Origin of the sequence: Streptomyces sp. OZ13 (assembly GCF_052068155.1) — a bacterium.
GTDB lineage: Bacteria > Actinomycetota > Actinomycetes > Streptomycetales > Streptomycetaceae > Streptomyces.
Map to the genome: position 1 here is coordinate 85801 of NZ_JBQHCZ010000020.1, position 25878 is coordinate 111678.

General features: G+C 70.5%; 23 protein-coding genes, 1 pseudogene and 1 riboswitch. Of the genes and pseudogenes, 12 read left to right on the top strand and 12 right to left on the bottom strand.

What is annotated here, in order from left to right:
- Positions 1-116 precede the first annotated feature (116 nt).
- From ACTMTU_RS31975 to ACTMTU_RS31995, 5 genes and pseudogenes are all read right to left on the bottom strand, one after another.
- Positions 117-752, bottom strand: coding sequence for a DUF305 domain-containing protein (locus ACTMTU_RS31975; protein WP_441266918.1), 636 nt, complete (start codon positions 750-752; stop codon positions 117-119).
- Positions 753-840: 88 nt separating this feature from the next.
- Positions 841-1260: a DUF6153 family protein gene (locus ACTMTU_RS31980; RefSeq protein WP_441266919.1), complete on the bottom strand. Its 420-nt coding sequence runs from the start codon at positions 1258-1260 to the stop codon at positions 841-843.
- A gap of 419 nt (positions 1261-1679) precedes the next feature.
- Positions 1680-2042: an ArsR/SmtB family transcription factor gene (locus tag ACTMTU_RS31985; RefSeq protein ID WP_441266920.1), complete on the bottom strand. Its 363-nt coding sequence runs from the start codon at positions 2040-2042 to the stop codon at positions 1680-1682.
- Positions 2039-2485: an SRPBCC domain-containing protein gene (locus tag ACTMTU_RS31990; protein ID WP_441266921.1), complete on the bottom strand. Its 447-nt coding sequence runs from the start codon at positions 2483-2485 to the stop codon at positions 2039-2041. Before ACTMTU_RS31990 ends, ACTMTU_RS31985 begins: the two co-directional genes overlap by 4 nt.
- Before the next feature lie 176 nt (positions 2486-2661).
- Positions 2662-3585, bottom strand: a pseudogene (locus ACTMTU_RS31995) (iron chelate uptake ABC transporter family permease subunit); the annotation flags it as partial.
- Between the two features lie 97 nt (positions 3586-3682).
- Positions 3683-3879: riboswitch (cobalamin riboswitch) on the top strand.
- A 38-nt stretch (positions 3880-3917) separates the two neighbouring features.
- Between ACTMTU_RS31995 and ACTMTU_RS32000 the strand changes: the two are divergent.
- The 7 genes from ACTMTU_RS32000 (at position 3918) to ACTMTU_RS32030 (ending at position 8959) form a co-directional block, all read left to right on the top strand.
- Positions 3918-4946, top strand: coding sequence for an ABC transporter substrate-binding protein (locus tag ACTMTU_RS32000; RefSeq protein WP_441266922.1), 1029 nt, complete (start codon positions 3918-3920; stop codon positions 4944-4946).
- Between the two features lie 44 nt (positions 4947-4990).
- On the top strand, positions 4991-5956 hold the full coding sequence (locus ACTMTU_RS32005) for a FecCD family ABC transporter permease (protein WP_441266973.1): 966 nt from the start codon (positions 4991-4993) through the stop codon (positions 5954-5956).
- Complete coding sequence (locus ACTMTU_RS32010; protein ID WP_441266923.1) at positions 5953-6735, top strand: ABC transporter ATP-binding protein; 783 nt, start codon at positions 5953-5955, stop codon at positions 6733-6735. Before ACTMTU_RS32005 ends, ACTMTU_RS32010 begins: the two co-directional genes overlap by 4 nt.
- 116 nt (positions 6736-6851) lie before the next feature.
- Entirely contained in the window at positions 6852-7361 is a 510-nt protein-coding gene (locus ACTMTU_RS32015) for a DinB family protein (RefSeq protein WP_441266924.1), read from the top strand.
- A 256-nt stretch (positions 7362-7617) separates the two neighbouring features.
- Positions 7618-7842, top strand: a complete 225-nt coding sequence (locus tag ACTMTU_RS32020) for a hypothetical protein (protein ID WP_441266925.1) — start codon at positions 7618-7620, stop codon at positions 7840-7842.
- Between the two features lie 95 nt (positions 7843-7937).
- The gene (locus ACTMTU_RS32025) at positions 7938-8396 is read left to right on the top strand and encodes a CBS domain-containing protein (protein ID WP_441266926.1); all 459 of its coding nucleotides are present in this window, start codon (positions 7938-7940) and stop codon (positions 8394-8396) included.
- Between the two features lie 161 nt (positions 8397-8557).
- Complete coding sequence (locus ACTMTU_RS32030; protein WP_441266927.1) at positions 8558-8959, top strand: hypothetical protein; 402 nt, start codon at positions 8558-8560, stop codon at positions 8957-8959.
- Between the two features lie 81 nt (positions 8960-9040).
- Here ACTMTU_RS32030 and ACTMTU_RS32035 read toward each other — a convergent pair whose 3' ends face one another.
- From ACTMTU_RS32035 to ACTMTU_RS32050, 4 genes are all read right to left on the bottom strand, one after another.
- A complete protein-coding gene (locus ACTMTU_RS32035) occupies positions 9041-10069 on the bottom strand; it encodes a LacI family DNA-binding transcriptional regulator (RefSeq protein WP_441266928.1) in 1029 nt (342 codons plus the stop codon).
- A gap of 73 nt (positions 10070-10142) precedes the next feature.
- Entirely contained in the window at positions 10143-10979 is an 837-nt protein-coding gene (locus ACTMTU_RS32040; protein ID WP_441266929.1) for an ATP-binding cassette domain-containing protein, read from the bottom strand.
- The gene (locus tag ACTMTU_RS32045) at positions 10979-11971 is read right to left on the bottom strand and encodes an ABC transporter permease (protein WP_441266930.1); all 993 of its coding nucleotides are present in this window, start codon (positions 11969-11971) and stop codon (positions 10979-10981) included. Before ACTMTU_RS32045 ends, ACTMTU_RS32040 begins: the two co-directional genes overlap by 1 nt.
- 101 nt (positions 11972-12072) lie before the next feature.
- Positions 12073-13086, bottom strand: coding sequence for a sugar ABC transporter substrate-binding protein (locus ACTMTU_RS32050; RefSeq protein WP_441266931.1), 1014 nt, complete (start codon positions 13084-13086; stop codon positions 12073-12075).
- A 277-nt stretch (positions 13087-13363) separates the two neighbouring features.
- Between ACTMTU_RS32050 and ACTMTU_RS32055 the strand changes: the two genes are divergently transcribed.
- A complete protein-coding gene (locus ACTMTU_RS32055) occupies positions 13364-14326 on the top strand; it encodes a carbohydrate kinase family protein (RefSeq protein ID WP_441266932.1) in 963 nt (320 codons plus the stop codon).
- A 221-nt stretch (positions 14327-14547) separates the two neighbouring features.
- Complete coding sequence (locus tag ACTMTU_RS32060; RefSeq protein ID WP_441266933.1) at positions 14548-17106, top strand: GH32 C-terminal domain-containing protein; 2559 nt, start codon at positions 14548-14550, stop codon at positions 17104-17106.
- Between the two features lie 101 nt (positions 17107-17207).
- On the opposite strand, the gene ACTMTU_RS32065 is transcribed toward ACTMTU_RS32060, so the two are convergent.
- Both ACTMTU_RS32065 and ACTMTU_RS32070 read right to left on the bottom strand, forming a co-directional pair.
- The gene (locus tag ACTMTU_RS32065; protein ID WP_441266934.1) at positions 17208-17477 is read right to left on the bottom strand and encodes a hypothetical protein; all 270 of its coding nucleotides are present in this window, start codon (positions 17475-17477) and stop codon (positions 17208-17210) included.
- Positions 17478-17921: 444 nt separating this feature from the next.
- A complete protein-coding gene (locus ACTMTU_RS32070) occupies positions 17922-18374 on the bottom strand; it encodes a DUF7144 family membrane protein (protein ID WP_441266935.1) in 453 nt (150 codons plus the stop codon).
- Between the two features lie 469 nt (positions 18375-18843).
- On the opposite strand from ACTMTU_RS32070, the gene ACTMTU_RS32075 reads away from it, so the two are divergent.
- The 3 genes from ACTMTU_RS32075 to ACTMTU_RS32085 all read left to right on the top strand — a co-directional run bounded on the left by ACTMTU_RS32075 (position 18844) and on the right by ACTMTU_RS32085 (position 24339).
- Positions 18844-19251 carry an SHOCT domain-containing protein gene (locus ACTMTU_RS32075; protein ID WP_441266974.1) on the top strand — a complete coding sequence of 136 codons (408 nt, stop codon included), beginning with the start codon at positions 18844-18846 and terminating at the stop codon, positions 19249-19251.
- A 226-nt stretch (positions 19252-19477) separates the two neighbouring features.
- Positions 19478-23212, top strand: a complete 3735-nt coding sequence (locus ACTMTU_RS32080) for a S8 family peptidase (protein WP_441266936.1) — start codon at positions 19478-19480, stop codon at positions 23210-23212.
- A 134-nt stretch (positions 23213-23346) separates the two neighbouring features.
- The gene (locus ACTMTU_RS32085) at positions 23347-24339 is read left to right on the top strand and encodes a helix-turn-helix domain-containing protein (RefSeq protein WP_441266937.1); all 993 of its coding nucleotides are present in this window, start codon (positions 23347-23349) and stop codon (positions 24337-24339) included.
- 88 nt (positions 24340-24427) lie between these two features.
- On the opposite strand, the gene ACTMTU_RS32090 is transcribed toward ACTMTU_RS32085, so the two are convergent.
- Complete coding sequence (locus ACTMTU_RS32090; RefSeq protein WP_441266938.1) at positions 24428-25798, bottom strand: chloride channel protein; 1371 nt, start codon at positions 25796-25798, stop codon at positions 24428-24430.
- Positions 25799-25878: the final 80 nt, after the last annotated feature.

Consider the following 25878-nt stretch of genomic DNA (forward strand, 5'->3'; position numbering starts at 1 on the left):
CTGGGCCCGGCCCGGGCAGCGCCGGACCCGGCCGGGGCAGCCGGTGCCGTCGGCTCGTGTGCCCGGTCCCCGGAGCGGGGGCGGCAGCGCCGCCCCCGCTCCGGGGACTCGCGCCGTCAGTTCTTGCCGAGCAGCTCGTTCATGCGTGTGATCTCGGCGCTCTGGGAGGTGACGATGTCACCGGCCATGTCCTTGGCCGGCTGGTAGGAGCCGTCGGCCTGTTCGGTCTTCGCCATGTCGACGGCACCTTCGTGGTGCTTGATCATCATCTCGAGGAAGGCGGTGTCGAAGGCCTCCCCGGACGCCTTCTCCAGCTCCGTCATCTCCTCGGGCGTCATCATCCCGGACATGGAGTGACCGGCGTGCTCGCCGCCCTCGTCCTTCGCGGGGACGTCCTCGCCCCACGAGGTGAGCCACCCGGAGAGCGTCTTGATCTCCGGGTCCTGTGCCTTCTTGATCTCGGCTGCCAGCGCCTCGACGTCCGCGGAACCCGCGCGGGTCGCCGCCAGGTCGGCCATCTCCACCGCCTGCCGGTGGTGCGGGATCATCCCCTGCGCGAAGGCCACGTCGGCGGCGTTGTGCTCACCCTCCTGGGCGGAGGCCGACGCCGAGGCGCTGGGCGCCGAGGGCGCGTGGCCGCCGTGGCCGGAGGAGCTGTCGTCTCCCCCACCGCAAGCGGCGAGCAGGACGGCGGCGGCTGCCGAGGCAGCGACAGCGGCGGCACGGCGGAGCGTGGAACGGTGTGCGGTCATGGTGGTGCTACTCCTGTGATGTGCGTTCGATCGGGCATGGCTCGCACGGCGGCGCCGGCCGGTAAAGGCCGGGCGCGCCGGGGGTGCCCTATATGCGCAGGAGTTGCAGTTGACTCAGTGACGGCGGGGCGCGCACGGCCGGGGCCGCCTCGAAGGCGGATGCCGGAGGATCCGCGGCGGGCGGCGTGCAGACCGCGGAGGGGACGGGGGCGGGAAGCGCGGGGGCCGCGCTCGTACCGCTCGCGGCGCACGTCTGGTCGGCGTGCGAGACATGTCCGCCCCCACCGTCGTGGGGGTCCCCGTGTACGCAGTCACAAGGGGCCGAGTCGTCGTGTGCCTCGGCGGGGGCCGCCGGAGCGGCGGTGGTCGACACCGTGCCGGTGTCGGCGAAGGCGGTACCGGGCGCCAGTCCGTGCATGGCCACGACGCCCAGAAGGAGGGCCAGCACCAGCATCACGTGGGCGCGCGCCCTGAAGGGGCGGTCCTCGCGGCGGGTGTGCTGGCTCATGCCCGCATCCTAACCAGCAGCCGTGCGCCGTCCCCGCCGAGCACCGCACCGCCGAGGTGTCGCAGCGTCGGGCACGTCATCAGCCCTCGGGCACCACACCGGTGAGCACCGCACCGCCGAGCATGCAGCCGGGCACGCCACCGTCAGGCACAGCACCGTCGGGCACCTCACCATCGGCAGTCGTTCTGCGCCGAAGGGGTGTGGCGGACCGCTGTCGTCCGCGGTCCGCTGGACGCCGTACGGCAAAAGCGGCGGCGTACGTCGTCGGGGCAGGCGCCGCCGCGGCCCGGTGCGAGTGAGTCGCTCACCGCGTCGCGACGGCGGCAGCGCCGGTTCCGTGGCGGCGCCTCCGTGAGCCGACCGTCGTCGGCCCATGTGTGCTCGAACAGTTTCACGCCGGAGCAACGGCAATCGGAGCGCTAACGCGGACCCCGCTCCGCTTCCTCCGCCGCCTCGGCGACGCGCTTGATGTTCGCCAGGCGCCGGTCCCAGTCGGCCGCGAGCGCGGCCATCCAGCGGGCCGTCGCGTCCAGCGCCGTGGGCCGCACCGCGTATCGCACCTCGCGACCCACCCGGGTCCCGGAGACCAGCCCGGCCGCGTCCAGGACGGCGAGGTGTTTGACCACCGCCTGCCGGGAGACGGGAAGCGGCTCGGCGAGCGTCGTCGCGGTGGCCTCGCCCTTCGCGGCAAGCAGTTCCAGCAGTTGACGCCGCGTCGGGTCGGCCAGCGCGACGAGCACGCTGTCGACGGTATCGCCGGCGCCGTGAGCCCCGTCGGTCACGCGGACGACTGCTCGGCGCGCGTCTTGAGTGCGTCGAGCTCCAGGGGCCAGCCCTCGCTGTGGTCCTTCCTGTTCTGGCTGCGCAGCTCCTGGGACCCGGCCAGTGCCGCGAACCCGCTCTCGACGACGTGGAGCCGCGTCCGCTCGCCTTCCTGGGTCAACGTGAACTCCACGAGGGTGCTGTTGTCCTCACGCAGTTCCTCTCCGGGGAACGCGCTGGTCCAGCGGTACGCCAGGTAGGTGGGCGGCTCGACCTTCTCCACCCGCACGGGGAAGTCGCCGTGCTCGGAGTTCTTGGCCACCATCGACTCGCCTTCCCTGGCCACGGTGCCGGGCAGGCTCGCCTTGTCGGCGACCCAGAACCCGGGCTGCGCGACCAGCGACCAGACCCGCTCCAGCGGCGCTGCGATGAGGGTTTCGCTTTCGATCCGGTCCTCGCTCATGAGGGGACTCCTTGTTCGCTTCCACCATCAGTGCAACCCCAGAGTTGCACATCAGACTTTGACGTGCAACCCAGGGGTTGCACCATGCGGGTGCCGGCCCTGCTGACCGGACCGGCGGTCCGTCGAAAACGGCGGCGCTCGCGCTACCTGCGGCTGCGTACGAGCAGATGGAGGAATTACGGAGTCCCGATCGCGGCGGTCATCAGGCCGGCACCGAGCTGGGCCGGTGCGATCACCGTGCGGCCCACCAGGTCGGCGGTGCACACGAGCACGGCGCCGAGGAGCACCGCGACCGGCACCACCCGTACGTGCTGCCGGCCGACGAGGGCACGGGCCGCGTGCGGTGCCACGAGCCCCACGAAACCGATCGTGCCGGCGGCGGCCACTGCGGTGGCGCTGAGCAGGACGCTGAGGACGAGGAAGCCGAGCCGCCCCCGTGACAGGCCGATGCCGAGGAGTCTCGGCATGTCCTCGTCGAGCGACATGAGGTCGAGTTCCGTGCGGCGCGTCACCGTGAAGGCCGCACCCACGGCGAGCACGACGGCGAGCGGCGCGACATCGGGCAGCGTGTGCCCATAGGTCGATCCGGACAGCCAGGTGAGCGCCTTGGTGGCGTTGAACGGGTCGGTGAGGACGATGAGGAGACTGATCAGCGCCGCTGCCCCGGTGGCGACTCCGAAACCGACGAGAACGAGCCGGTTCTGCTGGAATCCGCCTCGCCGGCGAGTCCGAAGACGACGAGGGAGCTGACCGCGGCGCCGGCGAACGCCGCACCGGCGACGCTCCATGATCCGGCCAGGGGCACCGTGGTCACAAGGAGTACGGCGCCGAGGGCGGCACCACCGGAGACGCCCAGGACACCGGGCTCCGCAAGGGGGGTTGCGGGTCACCGACTGGACGAGTGTCCCGGCCAGGGCAAGCGCCGCGCCGGCGAGGAGCGCGGCGAGTACCCGCGGAACGCGGGTGTCGAGGACGAACGTGATCGTCCGGCCGGCGCGCCCCTGGCACCAGTTCATCACGTCGCCCAGCAACAGCTTGGTGTCGCCGAGCAGTACAGCGGCGATCGTCACGCCCACGAGCAGGGCCGCCAGAACAAGGGTCTCGGTCCTTGGACACAAGGCCGAAACCGGCCGAGTTCACACGCTCCGGGCGACCGGCGCCCCACACCCCCGTGGACGGCCCGGACTTCGACCCCTGTGGTAGCTTCCGCGAGCCAGTCGAACTCCGTACGTGCGTGTACGTGAGTCAGGGAATCCGGTGCGAATCCGGAGCTGACGCGCAGCGGTGAGGGCGACGGGCGTGGCACACAGCCACTGGGCCAGGACACCGGCCCGGGAAGGCGCCTCGTCCGGTTGACCCCGAGTCCGAAGACCTGCTGGCACACCGTAGGGACGGGCCCCGCGCATGGGCCCTCGACGCTAGGAACGACGCTGTGCCCTTCAACCGCCCGACCGCTTCGTCCGCCGTACTCCTCAGTGGAATGCTGCTGCTGACCGGGTGCGGTACCTCGCCCCGGCCTTCTTCCGCTCCGCAGGCCGGTGCGCGGGTCATCGAGAACTGCGGGAAGAAAGTGGAGATCCAGGGAGACGGTCCACAGCGCGCCGTCTCCCTGAACCAGGGCACCACCGAGATCCTGCTCGCTCTGGGCCTCGCCGACCGGATGGCCGGGACAGCCACCTGGACCGACCCCGTCATGAAGGGCCTGGAGAAGCCCGCCGCCGGCGTGGAGCGTCTCGCGGAGAACAACCCGTCCTTCGAGAAGGTCCTCGCCGCCGAACCCGACTTCGTCACCGCCTCGTTCGCCTCCACCCTCGGCAAGGGCGGTGTGGCCACGCGCGAGCAGTTCGAGGAACTCGGCGTGCCGACATACCTCTCGCCGTCGGACTGCGTGGGCAAGGACAACAGTGGTGACGGGGACGGCGTGCGCACCAGCCCGCTGACGATGGACACCGTCCACGGTGAAGTACGCGACCTCGCCCGCGTGTTCGGCGTCGAGGAACGCGGCGACGAGCTGGTCGCGGAACTCGAGGCCCGCGTGCGCAAGGCCACCGCGGGACTCGACGCCTCCGACGTCACGTTGATGTACTGGTTCGCCAACGCCGAGTCCCCGTACATGGCGGGATGCTGCGGCGCTCCCGGCGTCATCACCCGTGAGACCGGTGCGAAGAACGTCTTCGACGACACCACAGAGGAATGGCCGCAGATCAACTGGGAGACGGTCGCGGACCGCGACCCGGACGTCCTGGTGATCGGCGACCTGACCCGCAAGTCGCAGACCGCGGAGAGCGCCGCGAACAAGATCCGGTTCCTGGAGACCGATCCGGTCACACGGAACATGGACGCCGTACGCCACAAGCGGTACGTCCTGCTCAGCGGCCAGGCCATGAACCCGACGATCCGCACGGTGGAGGGCGTCGAGCAAGTGGCCGACGCGCTGCGCCGGTTCGGCCTCGCGAAGTGACCTCCGCGCTGCTGCGCGGAGCGGCCGGGTTCACCGCGCTGGCGATGTCCGTCGCACTCGCCATCACCATCGGGCCGGCGGACATCGGCGTCCGTGACGTCTGGTCCGTCGTCGCCTCGCACCTGAGGGGCGACGTCTCGGGTCTCACCCCGATCCGTGACGGCATCGTGTGGAACCTCCGCCTCCCGCGCACGCTTCTGGCGGCCGTGTGCGGCGCGGGACTCGCGCTGTGCGGGGCGGTGATGCAGTCGTTGCTGCGCAACCCGCTCGCCGATCCCTTCGTCCTGGGCGTCTCTTCCGGAGCTTCCACCGGTGCCGTCGCCGTGGTCGTCCTGGGCGTCGGCGGCGGGGTGCTTTCCGTCTCCGCAGGGGCCTTCACCGGTGCTCTGTGCTCGTTCGCCGCGATGCTTCTGCTGAGCCACACCCTTGGCGGCACCACCGACCGGGTCGTGCTGTCCGGCGTCGCGGCGATGCAGTTGTTCTCCGCGCTCACCTCGTTCGTCGTCGTCACGTCCGCCGACGCGGAGACCACCCGCGGCGTGCTGTTCTGGCTGCTCGGCTCGCTGAGCGGGGCCGGCTGGACCGACGTGTGGTTGTGCCTCGCCGCTCTGGGGGCCGCTCTGGCCGTCTGCCTGGGTCACGCGAGGACCCTGGATGCGTTCGCCTTCGGGCAGGACGCGGCGGCCACCCTGGGCGTGAACGTCGGCCGCGCCCGACTCCTGCTGCTGTGTGTCACCGCCCTGCTCACGGCCGCCCTGGTCAGCTCGGCGGGCGCCATCGGCTTCGTCGGCCTGGTACTCCCCCACGCCGCCCGCGCCCTCGTCGGGCCCGGACACGGCAGGTTGCTTCCCACCACGGCCTTGGGCGGAGCCGTCTTCCTGATCTGGGTCGACACCGTCGCCCGGACCGTCATCGAACCCCAGGAAGTGCCGGTCGGTGTCATGACCTCCCTGATCGGCGTGCCCGCGTTCGTGCTCGTTCTGTACCGCACCCGGAGAGTGGCCCGATGACCCTCATCGCCGATCGCGTCTCCCGCACGGCCGGTGGACAGTTGATCCTCGACGGCGTCAGTGTCGCACCGGGACCCGGTGCGACGACCGCCCTGCTCGGTCCCAACGGCTCGGGAAAGTCCACACTGCTGCGCATCCTCTGCGGCGTGCTCGCCCCTGCCTCCGGGGTGGTCACGCTGGACGGCCGGCCCCTGGAGCGCATACCCCGCCGGGACGTCGCCCGTCGGGTGGCCGTCGTCGAGCAGCAGGCGGACACCGTGGTCGAGCTGACCGCCGTCGACGTCGTACGGCTCGGTCGCATTCCCCACCGGCGTGCCTGGGCCCACCCGTCGCCGGCCGACGAACGGGCCGTCCGCGACGCCCTCGACCGCACGGGGCTCACCGACCGGGCCGACCGCGCCTGGCACACGCTCTCCGGAGGTGAACGCCAGCGCGTGCAGATCGCCCGGGCCCTCGCCCAGGAGCCACGCGAACTGCTCCTGGACGAACCGACGAACCACCTCGACATCCAGCACCAGCACGACCTGCTCCGCCTCGTCAGCGGACTCGGCGTGACCAGCGTGGTCGCCCTGCACGACCTCAACCTCGCCGCGATGTACTGCGACCACGTCGTGGTCCTGCGGCAAGGAAGTGTCGTCGCCGCGGGCACCCCGCAGGAGGTGCTGACGGAGACGCTGATCGCCGACGTCTACGGCGTACGCGTCGCGGTCACCGCCCCCGAGCCGGACGGCCGCCCGCACATACGCGTCCTCGGCACCCTGACGCGGCGCCCCGCATGACCGACGGCGCCGCGGCTCCACGGTGGCTGTCGGACGTGATCGACGATCTCCGCACGGGGCCGGCCGGCGGAAGCAGATACTGGCCCTCCATGCAGGCACGGACGAGGAGCAGACGAGTGACCAGCGACCACCGCACAGGACCGCCCGGTTTCGGCAACGAACGTGACATGCTGCGCGCTTTCCTCGACTACCACCGGGCCACCCTCGCCATGAAGTGCGAAGGGCTCACCGACGAGGAGTTGCGGCAGCAGTCGATGCCCCCGTCCACGCTGTCGCTGCTCGGCCTGGTGCGACACATGGCGGAGGTGGAGCGTGCGTGGTTCCGTCGGGTGTTCGAGGACAACGACGCGCCCATGGTCTGGTCCGACAAGATCGACTTCCAGGCGGCGTACGACGCGAGCGCGTCGACCAGGGAAGAGGCGTTCGCGGCCTGGGAGGCCGAGGTGGAGAACTCGCGCCGTATCGAGCGGGAGGCGAACTCCCTGGACCAGGCCGGATATCAGCCCAGATGGGACAAGGAGGTCTCGTTGCGGATGGTGATGGTGCATGTGCTTCTGGAGTACGGGCGTCACAACGGGCACGCGGACTTTCTGCGTGAGGGTGTCGACGGGACCGTGGGTGCCTGAGCCCGCAGCGTCCACCGTTCTCCCGGCGTCGTAGGACCCGCGGCGCTTCGTCAGAAGATCAGCCCGTGCTGTGCGACGAGCGCCATCGTCGCCGGGAGCCTCGGGCCGCTCCCGCTGCCGCTCCACGCCGCCCTCGGGGTGAGCGGACCGGCTCCTTCCCGGTCGCGCGACGACCGACAGCGACGCTCAGCGGCGGCGAGCAGAAAAAAGCCCGGTATGAGTGGCTGCCGTGCCCACGAGACGGCAGTCTTGAGGTGTGGGTAGGGCGCCGATCGTTGTGCACCGGCCGTCGCCGTCGGGCGGCCGGCGGGTGACGGTGCACCTGTCCGCCAGGGACGAGATCCTGGGTACCGCCTACTCCGATCACGACCTGGTGGTCTTCCTCGAGGCCGCCGGGATCGACGACCCGGACACGGTGATCGACGACCCGGGCATGGTGGAGTGGCGCGGCGGCCGGGCCCACGAGTGGACCGCCGCCTGACCCACAGCCCGCTGACCTGGAACTGCGAGGCGGACGCGGCTCCGAGAAATTCGGACACGCCCTCGGCTCGCAGGCAAGGGCGAAGGAGGACGGCCGTGCGTGCGCGGGATCTTGCGGAGGCGTATCCGTTCGTGACCACCGACGACGGCGCGATGGACGCGGCCAGGATGCTGGCCGAGCGGGTACTGCCGGCCCTGCTCGTCCTCGATGCCGATGGGCATCCCTACGCCATCGTGCCCGGCTCTCAGCTCGTGCGGCAGCTCGTGCCCCACTACATCCTCGAGGATCCACGGCTCGCGGCCGTCGTCGACGAGCGGTCCGACGTCGATGTGGCCGAGCGGCTGGCAGGACTCACCGCCGCGGAATGGGCACCCCGGAGTGCTTTCCCGCCGCCGGTCGTAGGACCTGACGCCCGTCCGATGGAGGTCGCCGCGCTGATGGCCCGCACGCGAAGCCCTCTGGTCGCGGTCATCGAGCGCGACGCCGACGGCGTGCGCCTGCTGGGCACGGTCACTGCCGCGCGTCTCATGGAGCACTTCATCGGGGACACGTGAAACGGGCCGACCGGCCTTCTCACGCACGCGCGAAGCCCCGTCCGCATCGCGCCCGGTGCGCGACCGCGGATGCGCCCGCTCGATGAGCAGCGGCGGGCCGACGACCAGAGGCAAGCCGGACCACTTGACCTCGACCGTGGTCGAGGTTTCAGGATCGACCCATGAGCCGACACGACGACGGAATCCTTCTCTTCCGCAACACCATGCGTATCACCGACGGCCACCTGGAGAGCTTCCGCGGCGCCATCGCCAGAGCCGTGGACTTCGCAGAGCGGCATGGCCCGCAGCTGACGGTCCAGACGTTCGTCGACGAGGAGCGGATGCTCGCGCACAGCTTCCAGCTCTATCGGGACTCCGACGCGGTCCGCCTGCACTGGAAGCTCGCGGACCCGTACATCCAGGAGGTCATGGAGCACTGCCGGGTGGAGCACTTCGAGGTGTTCGGTGAGCCGGACGCCGACGTGGCGGCCGGACTGCGCTCAGCACTCGGCGAGCACGGAGCGCTCAGGTTCTCTCCCCGTATCGCGGGCTTCGACCGCTTCACCGCGTCGCCTCGGGCGTAGGCGGCGCCTGGACCGGCCGGGCAATCGCCGCCGCTGCGGGCCCATGGCCACCGACGCACGCCCGCACAGGTGACAAGCGGATCAAGAGGTACGGGCCCGCCGTGGCGGCCTGCTGGAGCCGCGGACGACCAGGCGCGTGGGGACGGTGACGGTACGGGCCCGGGAGCGGTCGCCGTCCAGGCGGGCGAGCGCGGTCCTGGCCGCCGCTTCGCCGATGGCTGCCGGATCCTGCGCCACGACGGTCGGAGCCGGTTCGAGCACCTCCGCCAGCGGGAGGTCGTCGAAGCCGACCAGGGCGACGTCCTTCCGGCCGGCGCGGGTCAGTTGGGCGACCACACCCATGGCCACGATGTTGTTGCCCGCGAACAGGGCGGTGGGCGGATCGGGAAGGCCCAGCAGTGCGGTGGTCGCGGCAGCGGCCGACTCCTGGCCGTGGGCGCCGGTCACCAGAGCGCGGTCGTAGGGCAGGTCCGCCTCCTCGAGCGCCGACGTGTAGCCGGCGAGCCGCTCACGCCGGGTGTAGAGCTTCGCGGGCAGGTCTCCGATGAACCCGATGCGCCGGTGGCCTTGCGCGATGAGGTGCGACACGCCCTCGTGGACACCGGTCCGGTTGGAGCTGACGACGCAGTCGGTGGACAGGCCGACCCCGGGGCGGTCGAGGAACACCACCGGCAGGCCGGCCGCGCGTGGCACCTTGAGGTGGCGGTGGTCGGCTCCGAACGCCGGGACCACCATCAGGATGCTGACACGGCGGGCCAGGAAGGTCTCGGTCAGCATTCGTTCCCGTTCGGGATCTTCGGCGGACGAGCCCATGAGCAGGGTCAGTCCGCGGGTGCGGACCGCCTCCTCGATGCCGCCGGCGACCGTTCCGAAGAACGGGTTGCCCAGGTCGGGCACGACCAGGCCCACGGTGGTGTCGGGGCCTCCGACGCGGATGTTCCGGGCCATCAGGTTGGGCTGGAACCCGAGTTTCGCCACCGCCGCGAGGACGCGCTCCCGGGTCTGCGGGGAACTCGGACCGTCCTCGTTGAGCACCCGTGAGACCGTCTTGGCGCTGACGCCCACTTCTCGGGCGACATCGGCCAGTGTGGGGCGGCGGGTCGCGGCCATGTACCACCGTTCCTGTGCGTTCGCCGGGCCCGGCCCGTCCGGGCCGGGCCCGCTGTCTTCTCTGTCTGCCGGCTCAGTGGGCCGACACGCCTGCCGCCTTGGCGGCGTCGGCGTCGGTGACGACGGTACCTCCGTCGCTCTTCACCGTGAGCGCCCCGGTCATGATGGCGACCACCTCGGCCATGGAGTGGTCGGAGGGCTTGATCAGTGCCTCGCGCCGCCCGAGCCGGTGGACATGGATCCGGTCGGCGATCTCGAACACGTGCGGCATGTTGTGACTGATCAGGACGACGGGCATGCCCTTGTCGCGGACCCGGCGGATGAGGTCGAGCACCTGCCCCGACTCCCTGACGCCGAGCGCCGCTGTGGGCTCGTCCATCACGACGACGCTTCTGGCCCAGGCCACCGCGCGGGCGACGGCGACGGCCTGGCGCTGACCGCCGGAGAGGGTCTCCACCGCCTGGGTGAGCGACCGCAGGCCGATCTTCAGATCGGCCATGTGTGCGGCGGCCTCCTCCCGCATCCGCTTCTTGTCGAGCAGGCGGAACGCGCTGCCGAGGACGCCGGGGCGGCGCAGTTCGCGCCCGAGGAACATGTTGGAGGCGATGTCCATGGAGGCCGCCACGGCGAGGTCCTGGTAGACGGTTTCGATGCCGTGTTCGCGTGCGCTCTGCGGGCCGCTGAACCGGATGGGCCTCCCGTCCAGTCTGATCTCGCCCTCGTCCGGGACGACTGCGCCGGTAAGCGCCTTGATCAGGCTCGTCTTGCCGGCTCCGTTGTCACCGATGACGGCGAGGACCTCGCCGGGCATGAGGTCGAAGTCGGCGCCGTCGATGGCGGTCACATGGCCGTACTTCTTGACCAGGCCGCGGGCCTGGAGGACGGGCGTCGCGGACGTGTCGGTGCTCATCACGCCTTCTTCCGGGAGATCTGGTCGACGGTCACGGCGAGGATGACGAGGATGCCGGTGATCAGCGTCTGATAGATCGACGCGACGCCCATCAGCTGAAGCCCGTTGCGGAAGACGCCGACGATCAGAACGCCGATGAAGGTGCCGAGGACGGCGCCCCTGCCGCCGAAGAGGCTGGTCCCGCCGAGGACGACAGCGGTGATGCTGTCGAGGTTGTCGGTCTGTCCGGCCTGGGGATCGCCCACGCCCGTACGGGAGACGAGCAGGAGGGCCGCGACGCCGTACACGAGCCCTGCGAGCGTGTAGACGCCGATGGTCAGCCGGGAGGTGCGGATGCCGTTCAGCCGAGCGCTTTCCGGGCTGTTGCCGAGGGCGTAGACGTGGCGGCCCCATGAGGTGCTGCTCAGTGCGTAGGCGAAGGCCAGGAAAAGGGCGATGGTGACGAGTGAGCCGTAAGTGATGTCGGTCCCGCCCAGGGGGAAGGTCTCGCCGAGGGCGGTGAGCGGGGCGGGCAGATCGGTCACCGTCTGCTCGGCGGAGTAGATGTGCGTCAGCGCGAACGCCACGTTGAGCATGCCCAGCGTCACGATGAAGGGCGGCAGCGGGATCAGCTGCACGAGCAGGCCGTTGAGGAGCCCGAAGCCGCCGCAGACCACCAGTCCGAGGGCGATCGCGGCGAGCGGGGGAAGCGTTCCCTGAGCTGCCGTCTTGGCGATGACGATGCTGCCGAACGCCATGACGGCGCCGCAGGAGAGGTCGATGCCGGCGGTCAGGATGATGAGGGTCTGGCCGATGGCGAGGGTGCCCACGACCATGACCTGCTGGACGATCAGGGAGAAGTTGCCGCCGGACAGGAACTGCTCGGTCGTCAGCGAGAAGAAGACACAGGCGAGCAGGAGTGCGGCCAGAGGGCCCGCGGTAGGTGTGGCGATCAGCCGGCGGACCGCGGTCGGTCCTTTCAGCTGGCCGTAGGGCGTGGTCGTGGCAGTCATGGTGGTCCTTGCCGGTGATGGGTGCCGGAGGTGCGTGCCGAAAGCCGGTACGCGAGGCGGGTGCTGGAAGTCGTCGCCGGTGCGTGGTGCCGCTGCGGGGCTCAGCCCCAGCAGTTCTCCAGGCCGTACGCGGTGTCCTTGGCGTCGATCCCGGTCTGCTCCTGGTCGGTGATCAGGGTGACGCCGGTGTCGGTGTAGCCGGAGGTCTTCTTGCCGTCCGCGGCGAAGTCCGCGACGGCCTTGACGCCGAGGGACGCCATCTTGAGCGGGTACTGCTGCGAAGTGGCGGCGATCTTGCCTGCCTTGACTGCTTCGGTGCCGGTGCAGCCCCCGTCGACGGAGACGACGAGCACCTTCTTCTCCAGGCCCTTGGCCTTCAGCGCCGTGTAGGCGCCGAGCGCGGCCGGTTCGTTGATCGTGTAGACGACGTTGATTCCGGGTGCCTTCTGGAGGCAGTTCTCCATGGCGGTCTGGCCCTTGGCCTGGTCGCCGCCGGTGTCCTGGCTGCACACGATCGACGGGTCTCCCTCGGGGACGCCGAAGCCCTTGAGGAAGCCCTCGTGCCGCTGCACGCCCACCGCGACTCCCGGGGCCAGGTCGAGTGTGGCGATCTTCGCCTCCTTGCCGGCCATGGCTGCCTTCGCGTACCGGCCGATGAGTTCGCCGGCCTTGACGTTGTCGGTCGCGAACAGGGCGTCGGTGGCGTCCTGGGGCTCGGTCGGGCTGTCCAGTGCGATGACCAGTACTCCCTTGGCGCGGGCCTTCTCGAGCGCCGGCACGATCGCCTTCGAGTCGTTGGGCGTGATGAGGATGCCCTTCACGCCGGAGTTGACCATGTTCTCGACCGCGGTGACCTGGCCCGCGTTGTCGCCGTCGAACTTGCCTGCGGCGCTGACCAGTTCGACGCCGCTCTCCTTCGCGGCCTGCTCCGCGCCCTCCTTCATCTTCACGAAGAAGGGATTGGTGTCCGTCTTGGTGATCAGGCCGACCTTCACCCCGCCGCCGCCGGAGCCGCCCTGTGCTCCGGAGCCGCAGGCCGTCAGTGCGAGGGTCGCGGCAGTGGTGCCGGCTGCGGCTCTGATCAGGGTGGTAACGGCACGGTTGTTTCTGGGCATGACTGAACTCCTGCTGGTTTCGGGCGGAGCGGCCGCGCTGCCCAAAGGCTCCGCGGCGCGAGGAGATTGCTGCTGCGGCGGTGTCATCGTTGACCTATGTCATCGTTGACACTGCTTGCGGAGGATGATGGACTCCGGCTCCCGGCAACGTCAATGCCTTGACGACGTCACAAATCCGCAACGCAGAGCCGGCCACCGCACTTCGGCGGCGCCGGCCCTCGGGCTCCCCCTCCGCGGCACTCCGCCCCCGCGCCGCCCTACCCGGAGAGAAGCAGTCATGCGCCTGCCTCAGATCACCGTCCTCGGTGAATGCGTCGCCGACGCCTTCACCGTCCCCGCACCCGCACCGGACGAGCTCGGCCTGCGGGTTCTGCCGGGCGGCGGCCCGGCGAACACGGCCGTCGCCCTCGCCCGGCTGGGCACGCCCGCCCGCTTGCTGGCCCGGCTGTCGGACGACGTGTTCGGCCGGCTCTTCCGTGCCCGCCTGGAGTCGTCGGGCGTCGATCTGTCCCAGGCCGTACGCGCCGGGGAGCCGAGCACCCTGGCCGTCGCCGAGCTCGACGCGGCGGGCCGGGCGGCGTACTCCTTCCACGCGCAGGGCACCGCGGACTGGCAGTGGACGGCGGACGAACTGGCCGCGACGGACCTGGCGTCCACCGCCTGCGTGCACTCCGGATCGCTGGCCCTCGTCCGCGAACCCGGCGGCCCGGCCGTCGAGGAGTTCCTGGCCCGCGCCTCGGCCACCGCCACGATCTCCCTCGACCCAAACGTCCGGCCGCTGCTCGTGGCGCCCGACGTCTACCGGGAACGCCTGCCGCGCTGGTGCGCGCTCGCCGACGTGCTGCGCGTGAGCGAGGACGACCTGGAGCTGCTGCTGCCCGGTCACCCGATCGACCGGGCATGCGACATCTGGCACGCGGCGGGCGCCCGGCTCGTGGTCGTCACCCTCGGGGGACGCGGCGCGATCGCCTCGCTGGACGGCGAGCGGGTCACGGTCCCGGCGCCGCCGACCGCCGTCGTCGACACCGTCGGGGCCGGCGACTCCTTCACGGCAGGGCTTCTCCACCACCTCGGGGCCAAGGGACTGCTCGGCGGCCGGCTGACGGGCCTGCGCCTCGAAGACGTCACGCAGGCATGTGTGTACGCGGCCAGGGTCGCGGCTCTGACCTGCTCGGTCAGCGGCCCGAACCCGCCATGGGAACGTGAGTTGCGGCAGCCGGCGGCTTCGGTCGGGACGTAGGGCCGCGATCCTTTCCCGTTCCGGCGGATCCGCCGGAACCATTGACGGACCGCCCCGAGCGCGCTCATCATCACTCGCCAGCGGGTGTCATCGCTGACATATGTCAGCGATGACACCGATGTGCCGGGCCGCCTCGCCGCCCGGCACCGCGATCCCCTTCGGCAGCGTGTCCCCGCAGCGGACGCGGGCAGGACGCCGCCGCCCACAGTGCAGGAGAGACCATGAGCCCAGGCCCCGCGTACCGACGTGCCCGGCTGCGCCTCGCCGCCGCGGCAGCCGCGACATGCGCGCTCGCCGTCACCGCCGTAGTCCCCCCGGCGGCGGCGACCGGCACGGCGCCCCACACCGAGACCTACCGGCCCCAGTTCCACTTCTCACCGGAGAAGAACTGGATGAACGACCCCAACGGGCTGGTGTATTTCAAGGGCGAGTACCACCTCTTCTACCAGTACAACCCGAGCGGCAACACCTGGGGCAACATGTCCTGGGGCCACGCGGTCAGCACGGACCTCGTGCACTGGGAGGAGCTGCCGCTCGCCATCCCGCACGACGACGAGGAGATGGTCTTCTCCGGCAGCGCGGTCGTCGACCATGAGAACACCAGCGGTTTCGGGACCAGGGACGACCCCGCGATGGTGGCCGTCTACACCAGCGCCTACAAGAAGGACGGCAGGCAGGCACAGTCGCTGGCGTACAGCACCGACCGGGGCCGCACCTGGACCAAATACGAGGGCAACCCGGTCCTCGACATCGGCTCGAAGGAGTTCCGCGACCCGAAGGTGCAGTGGTACGCGCCGACGAAGAGCTGGCTGATGACGGTGTCCCTGTCCACCGAGCACAAGGTCCGCTTCTACTCCTCGAAGGACCTCAAGAGCTGGACGCACCTGAGCGACTTCGGACCGGCCGGAGCCGTCGGGGGCGTATGGGAGTGCCCCGACCTGTTCCCGCTGCCCGTCGACGGCGACAGCGGGCGCACCAAGTGGGTCCTGGTCGTGAACATCAACCCCGGTGGCATCGCGGGCGGTTCGGCCGCCCAGTACTTCGTCGGCGACTTCGACGGCACCCGCTTCACCCCGGACGACGACGGCTCGTACACGCCTCCCCCCGGGCATGTCGTCCAGGACTTCGAGTCAGCCGGCTACGGAAACTGGACCACGACCGGCACGGCCTTCGGCGGAGGACCGGTCCCCGCGCCGGCGCCCGGCTCCTCGGGCACGAGCGGCGTCGAGGGCCGGGGGTTCGTCGACAGCTTCCACGGCGACGACGCCGAGACCGGCACGCTCACTTCGCAGCCGTTCACCGTGGACAGCGCGTACCTCAACTTCAAGGTGGCCGGCGGCCGTCACCCGCACGTCCCAGGCTCGGTCCTGGGCGACGCACCGGCGCCCGAGGGCACGGTCCTCGCCGACTTCGAGCAGGACGGCTACGGATCCTGGACCGCCACCGGCACCGCCTTCGGCGACGGCCCCGCCGCGGGAACACTCCCCGGCCAGCAGCAGGTGTCCGGGCACACCGGCGACCGGCTGGTGAACAGCTTCCTGGGCGGCGACTCGACCACGGGCACGCTCACCTCGCCCGAGTTCACCGTCACGGCGAAGTACCTCAACCTCCTCGTCGGCGGCGGCCGGCACCCGTCCGGAGCCGAAGCGCCAACCGCCGTACGCCTCGTCGTCGACGGCCGGACCGTACGCAGCGCCACCGGCGCCGACTCGGAGGCGCTCAACTGGGCCTCCTGGGACGTCGGGGACCTCGCCGGCCGCAAGGCGCACATCGAGGTCGTCGACGAGAACACCGGCGGCTGGGGGCACATCCTGCTCGACCAGGTCATGCTCTCCGACAGCCCGGCACGGCCGCGTTCGACCGAGACGGCGGTCAATCTCGTCGTCGACGGCAAGGTCGTCCAGAGCGTCTCCGGTGCGGACAGCGGAAGCCTGGACTGGGCGTCGTTCGACCTCCGCGCCCACCAGGGCGAGCAGGCCGCCGTCCAGCTGGTCGACATGAACAAGGGCGGCTGGGGCCACATCATGGCCGACCACTTCGTCGCCGCGGACAGGCCCGCGACCTCCAGCGTCCAGCGGGCCCACTGGGTCGACCACGGCAAGGACTACTACGCCGCCGTCTCCTGGGAGGACGCGCCGGACGGGAAGCGCCGCATGATCGGCTGGATGAACAACTGGCAGTACGGCAACAGCATCCCCACCTCCCCCTGGCGCAGCGCGCAAAGCATCCCTCGAGAGATGGCGCTGCGCACCGTGGACGGCCGGATCCGGCTGACGCAGCAGCCGGTGACGTCCGTCCGGTCGCTCCGAACCGGGCAGGCTGTCGGTGTCCGCGGGCTCACTGTGACCGACGGCTCCACGCCGCTGGCCGGTGGGCGGGCGGACGGAAAGTCCCTCGACCTCGAGGCCACCTTCTCCCTCGGCGACGCGGAGCGCTTCGGGCTCAAGGTCCGTACCGGTGAAGGGCAGGAGACCGTCATCGGGTACGACACGAAGACCCAGGAGCTGTACGTCGACCGCACGAAGTCGGGCGCGGTGGACTTCCATCACGACTTCCCCGGCGTCCAGCGCGCGCCACTGGCGGCCGAGGACGGCAAGGTCAGGCTCCGGATCCTGGTCGACTGGTCGTCGGTGGAGGTGTTCGGCGGCGACGGCCAGGCCGTGATCACCGACCAGATCTTCCCCGACCCAGACAGCGACGGTATCCAGGTCTTCGCGGAAGGCGGCTCCGTCGGCGTGGACCGGATCAAGGCCTGGCAGCTGCGGTCCTACCGCGACTGACGCTCACGGCGAAGCGGGCGGGGCGGCGACCGCCCCGCCCGCTTCGCGCCGCACCGGCCCGTGCCCCGGCCCGTCAAGGGGAAGGCCTCCGCACCTCGCCGTCACCGCTGTCGTGGTGGGTGCCGGTCCGTGCGTCGACGCAGGATGATCACAGCACCCAGGATGCCGAGGGCCCAGGCAATCAACAGGGCGCCCCACAGCGGCATGGTCACCTCGGGGACGAGCAGGCGGATCTTGACGCTCTCGCGGTTCTCGAAGATGAATACCAGCGCGATCGCGGTGATCAGAGCGAACGGTGCGAGGCGGCGGACGCCCGGGCGGGAATGGAACGGTGTATGCGACTGCTGGTCGTCTGTTCTGCTCCGAGCCATGAGATCCCTCTCCATCAGGTGACTCCGTCGCCGGCGTCCCCCCTGCGGCACGTTGCTTGCCGCCGAGGGGGTCGGGACGCGTGCCACGGCACGTCGGGCAACGGGCTCCCTTGCTCTCTCAGAGGTTCGCCCCGGGCGACCGTGACGGCCTCACCCGCAGAGGGTGATTGCGACACAGGCCAAGTACCGCCGGGGAAGGTGCGACAGGGCAGTTGTGGCGTGCTCGGCCGCCGGACGGACCGAGCCGGGCCGGGCTCGGCTCGGCAGGCGGCGCATCTCGGCCACATGCAGGCCCAGTTCCGGCCCCCCGGGCGCCTTGTCGACGCCGAACCGGGCACGGACCGATCGGCGACTGACTGAGCATCGCCTCCAGCGCCTTCGCGCGGATCCCGCCCGGTATCGACGTCTTCTCGCTCCTCGCCGGCTGCTCACCGCGGACCGGAGTCACATGTGGTGAGCGCTGCGGCCGCCGGTGCCCCCTGTCGGGGCGAAGTCGTCCTTGCGGGCCGTGCACAGGCCCCAGATGACGAAGGTGTACATGGCGATGGCCACGATCGACCAGACCGGGTAGTACGGCAGCGACAGGAAGTTGGCGATGATGAGCAGGCCCGCCAGCGCCACGCCGAGGACACGCGCCCAGACGGCGGCCTTGAAGAGGCCGATGCTGACGATGATCGCCAGTGCACCGATGATCAGGTGCAGCCAGCCCCACGTGGTGAGGTCGAACTCGAAGACGTAGTTCTGGGTGTTGACGAAGACCTCGTCCTCGGCGATGGCCATGATGCCGCGCAGGACATCGAGGATTCCGGCGATCAGAAGCAGGACGCCGGCGAACACCATCAGCCCGCTCGCCATCGCTGCCGACCGGTGGGTGTCCCGCTGAAGAGTGGTGGTCATGGTGCCTCGATTCGGTTCTCGCCGGTGATCTGTGCTGAGCACACTGCCCGGCGTGGCGGCGACCGGGAGTCAGCGCCGGATCGCCTTCCTGACGGTGGACCTGTCCGAGATCCACCGCGCGAGCCGATGCCGGCTCACGTCCAGTCATCATGATTCGCGGTGCGCGAAGGCGCTTCACCCGCAAGGGGTGAGCGATGCGGCGACCACCTGTGACCCCAGCACGTGGCCCGGTGTTCACCCCGGAGCGTCCCGGCCCTCCGGTGACGCGAGCCGGCTCGACGAGGCGTTTCAGAAGGGTGTCGAACTACGGGGCGTCGCAGGCGGTAACGGTACGCAGTCCCTGATGGCCGAGGCGGGGGCCGTGAATCACCCGTCGCGGGTGATGGCATCGCCGGTGCGCGTGCCGAAGCTGGGGTCACGACCGGTGCCGCACTCCGGCAGGCACCGTGGAGGGCCACAAGGAGTGACGATGGACAGCCATCTGTTCCTGGCGTACGACTACCCGGTGCTCGGCGCGTTCTGGACCGTGATGTGGATCTTTCTGTGGGTGATGTGGCTGCTGCTGCTGTTCCGCATCATCGTCGACGTCTTTCGCGACGACAGGATGAACGGGTGGCTGAAAGCGGCCTGGTTGATCTTCGTGCTGGTCGTGCCCTTCCTCGGCGCGCTGGTCTATGTGATCTCGCGGGGCAGGGGCATGGGCGAGCGGGAGCTGCAGCACACCCGGGAGCAGAAGGCCGCGGTCGACGCCTACATCCGCGAGACTGCCGGAGCCCGCAGCAGCACGGACGAGCTGGCCAGGCTGTCCGAGCTCAAGGCAAAGGGAGACATCACCGAGTCGGAGTTCCAGAAGGCCAAGGAGAAGGTTTTGCACTGACGCGGCGTCGGCCGCGGCCGTCACCGCCCCGAGGCGCTTTCCACCGAACGACCGAACAGGCTGTGCAACGGCACGCCGGTTCAGGACACATCAGCAGGGGGTCGTCGGTCCGAGTTCACTCTTCCGCACGGAATGCGTGGTTCGCTGCTGACAAGCATCTGCCATGGCGAGGACTTGCCGCTATGAGGCCTTCACGACGGCAGTCACCGGTCGATAGACCCTTGGCATGCACTCCCCCTCCCAAGATTCCGCCTTCCGGCGCAGACGCCGGCAGTTGTTCGCGGCAGCCACCGCGGTGCCCCTGTTGGCGTCGGGTCTCGCCCTTCTGCAGGCACCCGCACAAGCCGCTCCCAGCAAGCCCACCGTCACCGCCAAGCCCTCGGGGACCCACAAGGTCACCCTTGTCACCGGCGACGTCGTCACGGTCACCACGACCGCCGACGGCAAGCAGACAGCCGACGTCGACCGGCCGGACAGCGCCGTCGGCGGCGTGAAACTCCAGGAGATCAAGGGCGACGTGTTCGTCATCCCGGACGAGGCGGTGCCGCTGCTGGGAACGGACAAGCTGGACCGGCGGCTGTTCAACGTCACCGACCTGATCGAGATGGGGTACGACGACGCGAAGTCGGCCGCCGTACCGCTGATCGCGACCTACTCCGAGCCGAAGTCCCGCGCGGCCGCCGAGCGGACGGCCCCCCGGGGCAGCAAGCTGACCCGCGAGCTCAACGGCATCCGCGGTGCTGCGCTCAGCACCGAGAAGCGGCAGGCCCGCACCTTCTGGACCTCCGTGGCGCCGCAAGGCAGCGCCACGTTGGGAGCGGGTGTCGAGAAACTGTGGCTCGACGGTCGTGTGAAGGCCAGTCTGAAGGAGAGCGTGCCGCTGATCGGCGCGTCCGAGGCCTGGACCGCCGGCTACACCGGAAAGGGCGTCAAGGTCGCCGTGCTCGACACCGGCATCGACGCCGACCACCCCGACTTCGCCGGCCTGATCGACGCCACGGCGAGCTTCGTGCCGGGTGAGGCCGTCACCGACGTCAACGGGCACGGCACGCATGTGGCCGGCACGATCGTCGGTTCGGGCGCCGCCTCGGGCGGCGAGAACAAGGGTGTCGCCCCCGGCGCCGACCTGTACGTCGGCAAGGTGCTCGGCGGCGCGGAGGGCTACGGCCAGGACTCCTGGGTCATGGCCGGCATGCAGTGGGCCGCCGAGTCCGGTGCGGACGTCGTCAACATGAGCCTCGGTGACTCCTATCCCACGGACGGCAGCGACCCGATGTCGCAGACGGTCGACGCGCTCTCCGCGCAGTACGGCACGCTGTTCGTCATAGCCGCCGGCAACTCGGGCCCGGAGAGCATCTCCGCCCCGGGTGCGGCCGCCGCGGCGCTGACCGTGGCGGCCACGGACAAGCAGGACCGGCTCGCGGCCTTCTCGAGCACCGGCCCGCTCGCCCACTCCGGCGGCATGAAGCCGGACATCGCGGCGCCGGGCGTGGACATCACCGCGGCCAGGTCGCAGGAGATGACCGACGGTGGTGAGGGCCTCTACCGCACCATCAGCGGTACGTCGATGGCCACGCCCCACGTCGCCGGCGCGGCGGCGATCCTGGCCCAGCAGCACCCGGACTGGACCGGCGCGCAGCTCAAGGAGCACCTGACGAGCACGGCGAAGGGCCTGGACGGCGACTACTCGCCGTACGAGGTCGGAACCGGCCGTCTCGATGTGGCTGCGGCCGTGCGCGCCACCGTCCGAGGCACCGGATCGCTCTTCTTCGGCAACCACACATGGCCGCACGAGCCGAGCGACGTCGCCGCCACGAAGGACCTGACCTTCACCAATACCGGCTCCGCCGACATCACGCTGGGCCTGGAACTGACCGACACCGACGGCCCGTTCACACTGGGCGCCGCCACGGTGACCGTCCCTGCGGGCGGCAAGGCCGCCGTCCCGGTGACCGGCGACCCGCGGACCGCCTCGGCGGGTCGGCACGTCGCACACGTGACAGCCACCGACGCGGCGACCGGCAAGCACGTGACCCGCACGTCCCTGGCGCTGCTCAAGGAGGAGGAGCGCTACGACCTGAACATCAAGCTGGTCGGCCGTGACGGCAAGCCCGCCGCCGGCTGGGTCGGCATCAATCTGGCCGGCGACTCCTGGCCGTGGAGTGTCTACGTCGACGGCTCGACCACCATGCGCATGGCACCCGGCCTCTACACCGTCGCGGGGTACCTCGATGTGGCGGGCGAGAAGGCGGACCGCTCGGGCCTGGCCGTGCTGGTCGACCCGGAGACGGTACTCAAGGACGGCTCCGCCGATGTGGTGCTGGACGCGAGCAAGGTCCGCCTGCTGCAGACCGAGGCGCCGCAGCGCACCGAGGACCGTCAGCGCAAGGTCGACTTCAACGTCCACTACGACGGCCTCGACCCGTACATGGACTACCGCAGCGCGTACGTGCTGCCGCCGACGTACGACGACGTCTACGTCGCGCCGACGGAGCCGATGAAGCAGGGCGAGTTCATGTTGGTCACCCGCTGGCGCAAGGGCGAGCCGCAGCTCGGCCTGAGCTCGGCGGACGGTCGGCTCCGGTTCGAGACACTGGTGCAGGCGGGCAGCACGCTGGGTACCGCCACGGACAGGCTGGAGGCCGTCCACGCCGGTGACGGCGCTGCGGCCGCGTACGAGAAGGTCACGGCCAAGGGCAAGGTCGTCGTTGTCGGCCGCAGCGACGAGGTCTCGCCGCAGGAGCGAGCCGAGGCCGCGGCCGCGGCCGGAGCCAAGGCGCTGATCGTGGTCAACGACGGTGTCGGTCCCCTGATGGAGTACGTCGGCGAGTCGACCGTCCCGGTCGCCTCCGTGCACCGCGACGCGGGTGAGACCCTCATTTCGATGGCCAGGGCCGGCAACCTCGAGCTGACCGTGAAGCAGACCGAGCACACGCCGTTCGTCTACGACCTGACCCGGGACTATCCCGGCCAGGTGCCGGACCGGGCCCTGGTCTACAAGCCCTCCAAGGGCGACCTCGCCCGCATCGACGCCCGTTACTACGCGGCCGCCGGCGGCCGGTCGGCGGAGGGCTACCGGTCCGACTTCACCCTAAGCCCGTCGTTCAACTTCCCCGACCGCGAGTGGCACCCGGGCGTCCGCACCGAGTGGGTGACCCCGGGTCAGGTGTGGCGGGAGTTCCACGCTCAGGGCATCGACGGAAACCTGCCGTGGGTGATGGTGTCGGGCGACAACACGTACACCAAGGGCAGCACCACCCGGCTGGACTGGTTCGCCCCGGCCACCCGCCCCGCCCAGAGCGAGTCCTTCGGGGTGTACAACTCCCGGTGGCAGAACTTCATGACCTGGAACGTGCAGGCATGGGCCTCCGCCGGCGACACCATGCGGCTGGGCGGCTACCTGCCGTGGGGTGAGACACCGTCCCACCTGCAGGTCTTCCAGGGCGCCAGGCTGATCCACGACAACCCGGTCGGCGGTGACATGCAGTGGGTGGAGGTGCCGGCGGGCAAGCTGCCCTACCGCGCCGTCCTCGACGTGGAGCGGCCCGATGACGTCTTCCGGCTGTCGACACGCACCCACACCGAGTGGACCTTCGTGTCAGACACCGTCGACTCGGACTCCTTCGAGCCGTTCTCGGTGCTGAACCTGGACTACAAGCTGGAGACGGACCTGCACGGCGACGTCAGAGCCAACGCGAGCCAGAAGATCGCGCTCAAGCCGGTGTCGATGGACCTCGGCACCGTGCCGGGCACCGTCACCACGGTGAAGCTGGACGTCTCGTACGACGACGGCGCCACCTGGCAGATGGTGACCCTGGCCAAGGGCCCCGACGGCTACTGGACAGGGTCGTTCAGGACGGCCAAGAAGCCCGGTGGCTTCCTCTCGGTCCGTGCGAGTGCCGAGACGGACAGCGGATACAGCGTCAAGAACGAGATCGTCCGGGCGTACGGCCTGCGATGAGCCGCACTGTCGGGCCCCGGGGAGGCGACTCCCCGGGGCTCCCCTCGCACCCGCTCCCAGCAGGGACTGTTCAAGATCTGCTGCCATGGCGGATACTCTCCCCGCTGCGGCAAGCGGAAGAGAGTCGGTCGCCGATGCTGGATGTTCTGGGCCTCGAACCCGATGACGAGCGCGTCTACCGGACGCTGCTCGGACAGCCGAACTCCACCGCGGACCGTCTCTCGGACGTGGTCGCCGTGTCGCAGGCTCACGTCGACAAGGCACTGTGCCGTCTGGTCGAGTGGGGGCTGGCGACCAGGTCGGCGGACGAGCGGTTCACCGCCGCGCCGCCGGCGATGGCACTCGGCGCCCTCATCAGCCAGCGCCGGGACGGACTGCGCAGGGCCGAACAGGCACTGGTGACCTTCGCCGAGGAACACCGGGCCGCGATGACCGGCAGCAGCATCACCGACCTGATCGAGGTCGTCACGGGCGTCGACGCCATCCGTCATCGATTCCTCCAGGTGCAGCAGGCGGCCCGGACACAGGTCCGCTCCTTCATCACCGCACCGTTCGTCGCCCTGCCTCCCGACGAGAACACGGCCGAGCCCATGGCCCTCGGCCGCGGAGTGCTCTTCCGAGCTGTGCTGGACCGCGCCGTGCTGGCAGAGCCGGGCATCGTCCAGGACGCGATCGATTCCCAGCGCAACGGCGTGCAACTGCGCGTCGCCGACCACCTCCCGATGAAACTGGTGCTGGCCGACGCCGACCTGGGCCTTGTCCCGCTCGCGGTCACGCCGGCCGGAGAGCCGGGCGCCGTGCTGCTGCACCGCAGCGGCCTGCTGGACGCGCTGGACGCGCTGTTCGAGACGGTTTGGCGCACGGCCCACCCGCTCGAGTTGTCGGGCTCCGCAGCCGAGTCCCCGCTCGACGTCGAGTTCGGTCCGCAGGGCCCGACCGAGCTCGACCGCAGGATCCTCGCGCTGCTCCTTGCCGGTCTCACGGACCTGACGGCCGCGACCCAACTCGGTGTGTCACCGCGCACGCTGCACCGGCGCCTGCGTCATCTCATGGACATGGCCGGAGTCCGGACCCGGATGCAGCTCGGCGCCCATGCTGTGCGGAACGGCTGGACGGAGCCCCTGTGAAGGAGGACCGTCACCTGGCCCGGTGCGGTCCACCGGGAATCAGGCCGGCGGGCTCCGGTGTCACGGGACGAGGCTCCCCCGCCTTCGATCAGGACCTCACGCTGCCGCCGCGAGCAGCCTTCTCGCGCGGGGGCAGCGGCGTGACCGCCGGGCCCTGCGGCAGCAGTTCCGTGGTGACGAAGGCCGTCACGGCCGCCAGGATCACCACCGGGATCGTCTCCGAGTTCCCGAGTACGAGGACGACCAGGGCCACGCTGCAGACCGGAAGCCGCAGCGCGGCCGCCGATGCCGCTGCCATCCCGGCGGCGACACCGGGGATCACCCCGAGCCCAGGGAGCGGAGCGAGCAGCACACCTGCCGCCGCTCCCAGGAAAAGGACCGGGAACACCAGGCCACCGCGCAGGCTGCCCAGGCACAGGGCGTACGCGGCGGATTTGAACACCAGCACGGCCAGCAGCGCGCCGACACTCCAGGAATGCGGATCGGCAGCCAACGCGGCCAGTGTGGCCTGGCCGGACGAGGCGACCTCCACCGGGGTGCGGCCCGTGGCGACCGTATAGAGGGCCGCGCAGCCGCCGGCGGCGATGGCGCAGACCACCGTCCGGACGAAGGGGGCCCCCGCCACGAAGGCGGCTGTCAGGCGCCCCCCGGCGATCACCAGGTGGACCAGCACACCGATGCCTACCGCCAGCACCATCGACCACACCACGTCCCCGGTGTCCAGACGCGGGGGCGATGTCGGGAAGTGGACGGTGAGACTGGCGGTGTCGAGCCCCGTCCAGCGTCCGAAGCCCGTGAACACGATCCCTCCGACGCCACTCGAGAGCAGCGCGGGCAGGAGGATGATGAACAGTTGAGGTCCGCCCACACCCGCCACTTCGATCAACAGCACCGCGCCGATGAGCGGATTGCCGAAGATCGCGGCGATGGCCGCCGCCGCGCCGGCCGCACCCAGCAGTGCGGTGCTCTCCGGGGTGGCGGGGGCGCGGACGAGATGCCGGAAGAGCAGGGCCAGCCCACCGCCGACTGCGATCAGTGGCGCCTCCGGGCCGAGGGCCGCACCGAGCGGCAGGCTCGCGGTCGCGGCGATGAGCACCCCGGGAAGTGCGGCTGCCGAGGCGCCTCCGGCGTGCAGGCCGTACGCGGGAACGTGACCGCCGGCGCCGGGCAGACGGGTCACGACCAGCCCCACGACGACTCCGGCGACGGCGAGCAGGGGCAGCGGCCACCAGGCCGGGGGGACGTCCCAACCCCATGCCTCCGGCAGGTCCGCCCACATCACATGCTCCAGCTCGTGCAGGGCGACAAGGAACCAGAACGCCGCCAGCGAGATCGGGATGCCGATCAGCGCGCTGAAGACCAGGACCTTGCGGTACGCCGGCGTACGCAGGAGATCCCGCAGCCGTTCCGCCTCGTCGGACTCCGCGGGCTGCGGGGAGGGGGCCTTCGGGGCCGTCATGGGTTCAGTCCTTCCGGAAGCGGAACGAAAGGGTCACGGTTCATGCTGCTCCGGCGCGGAGGACGGTTCGCAAGCGGCGG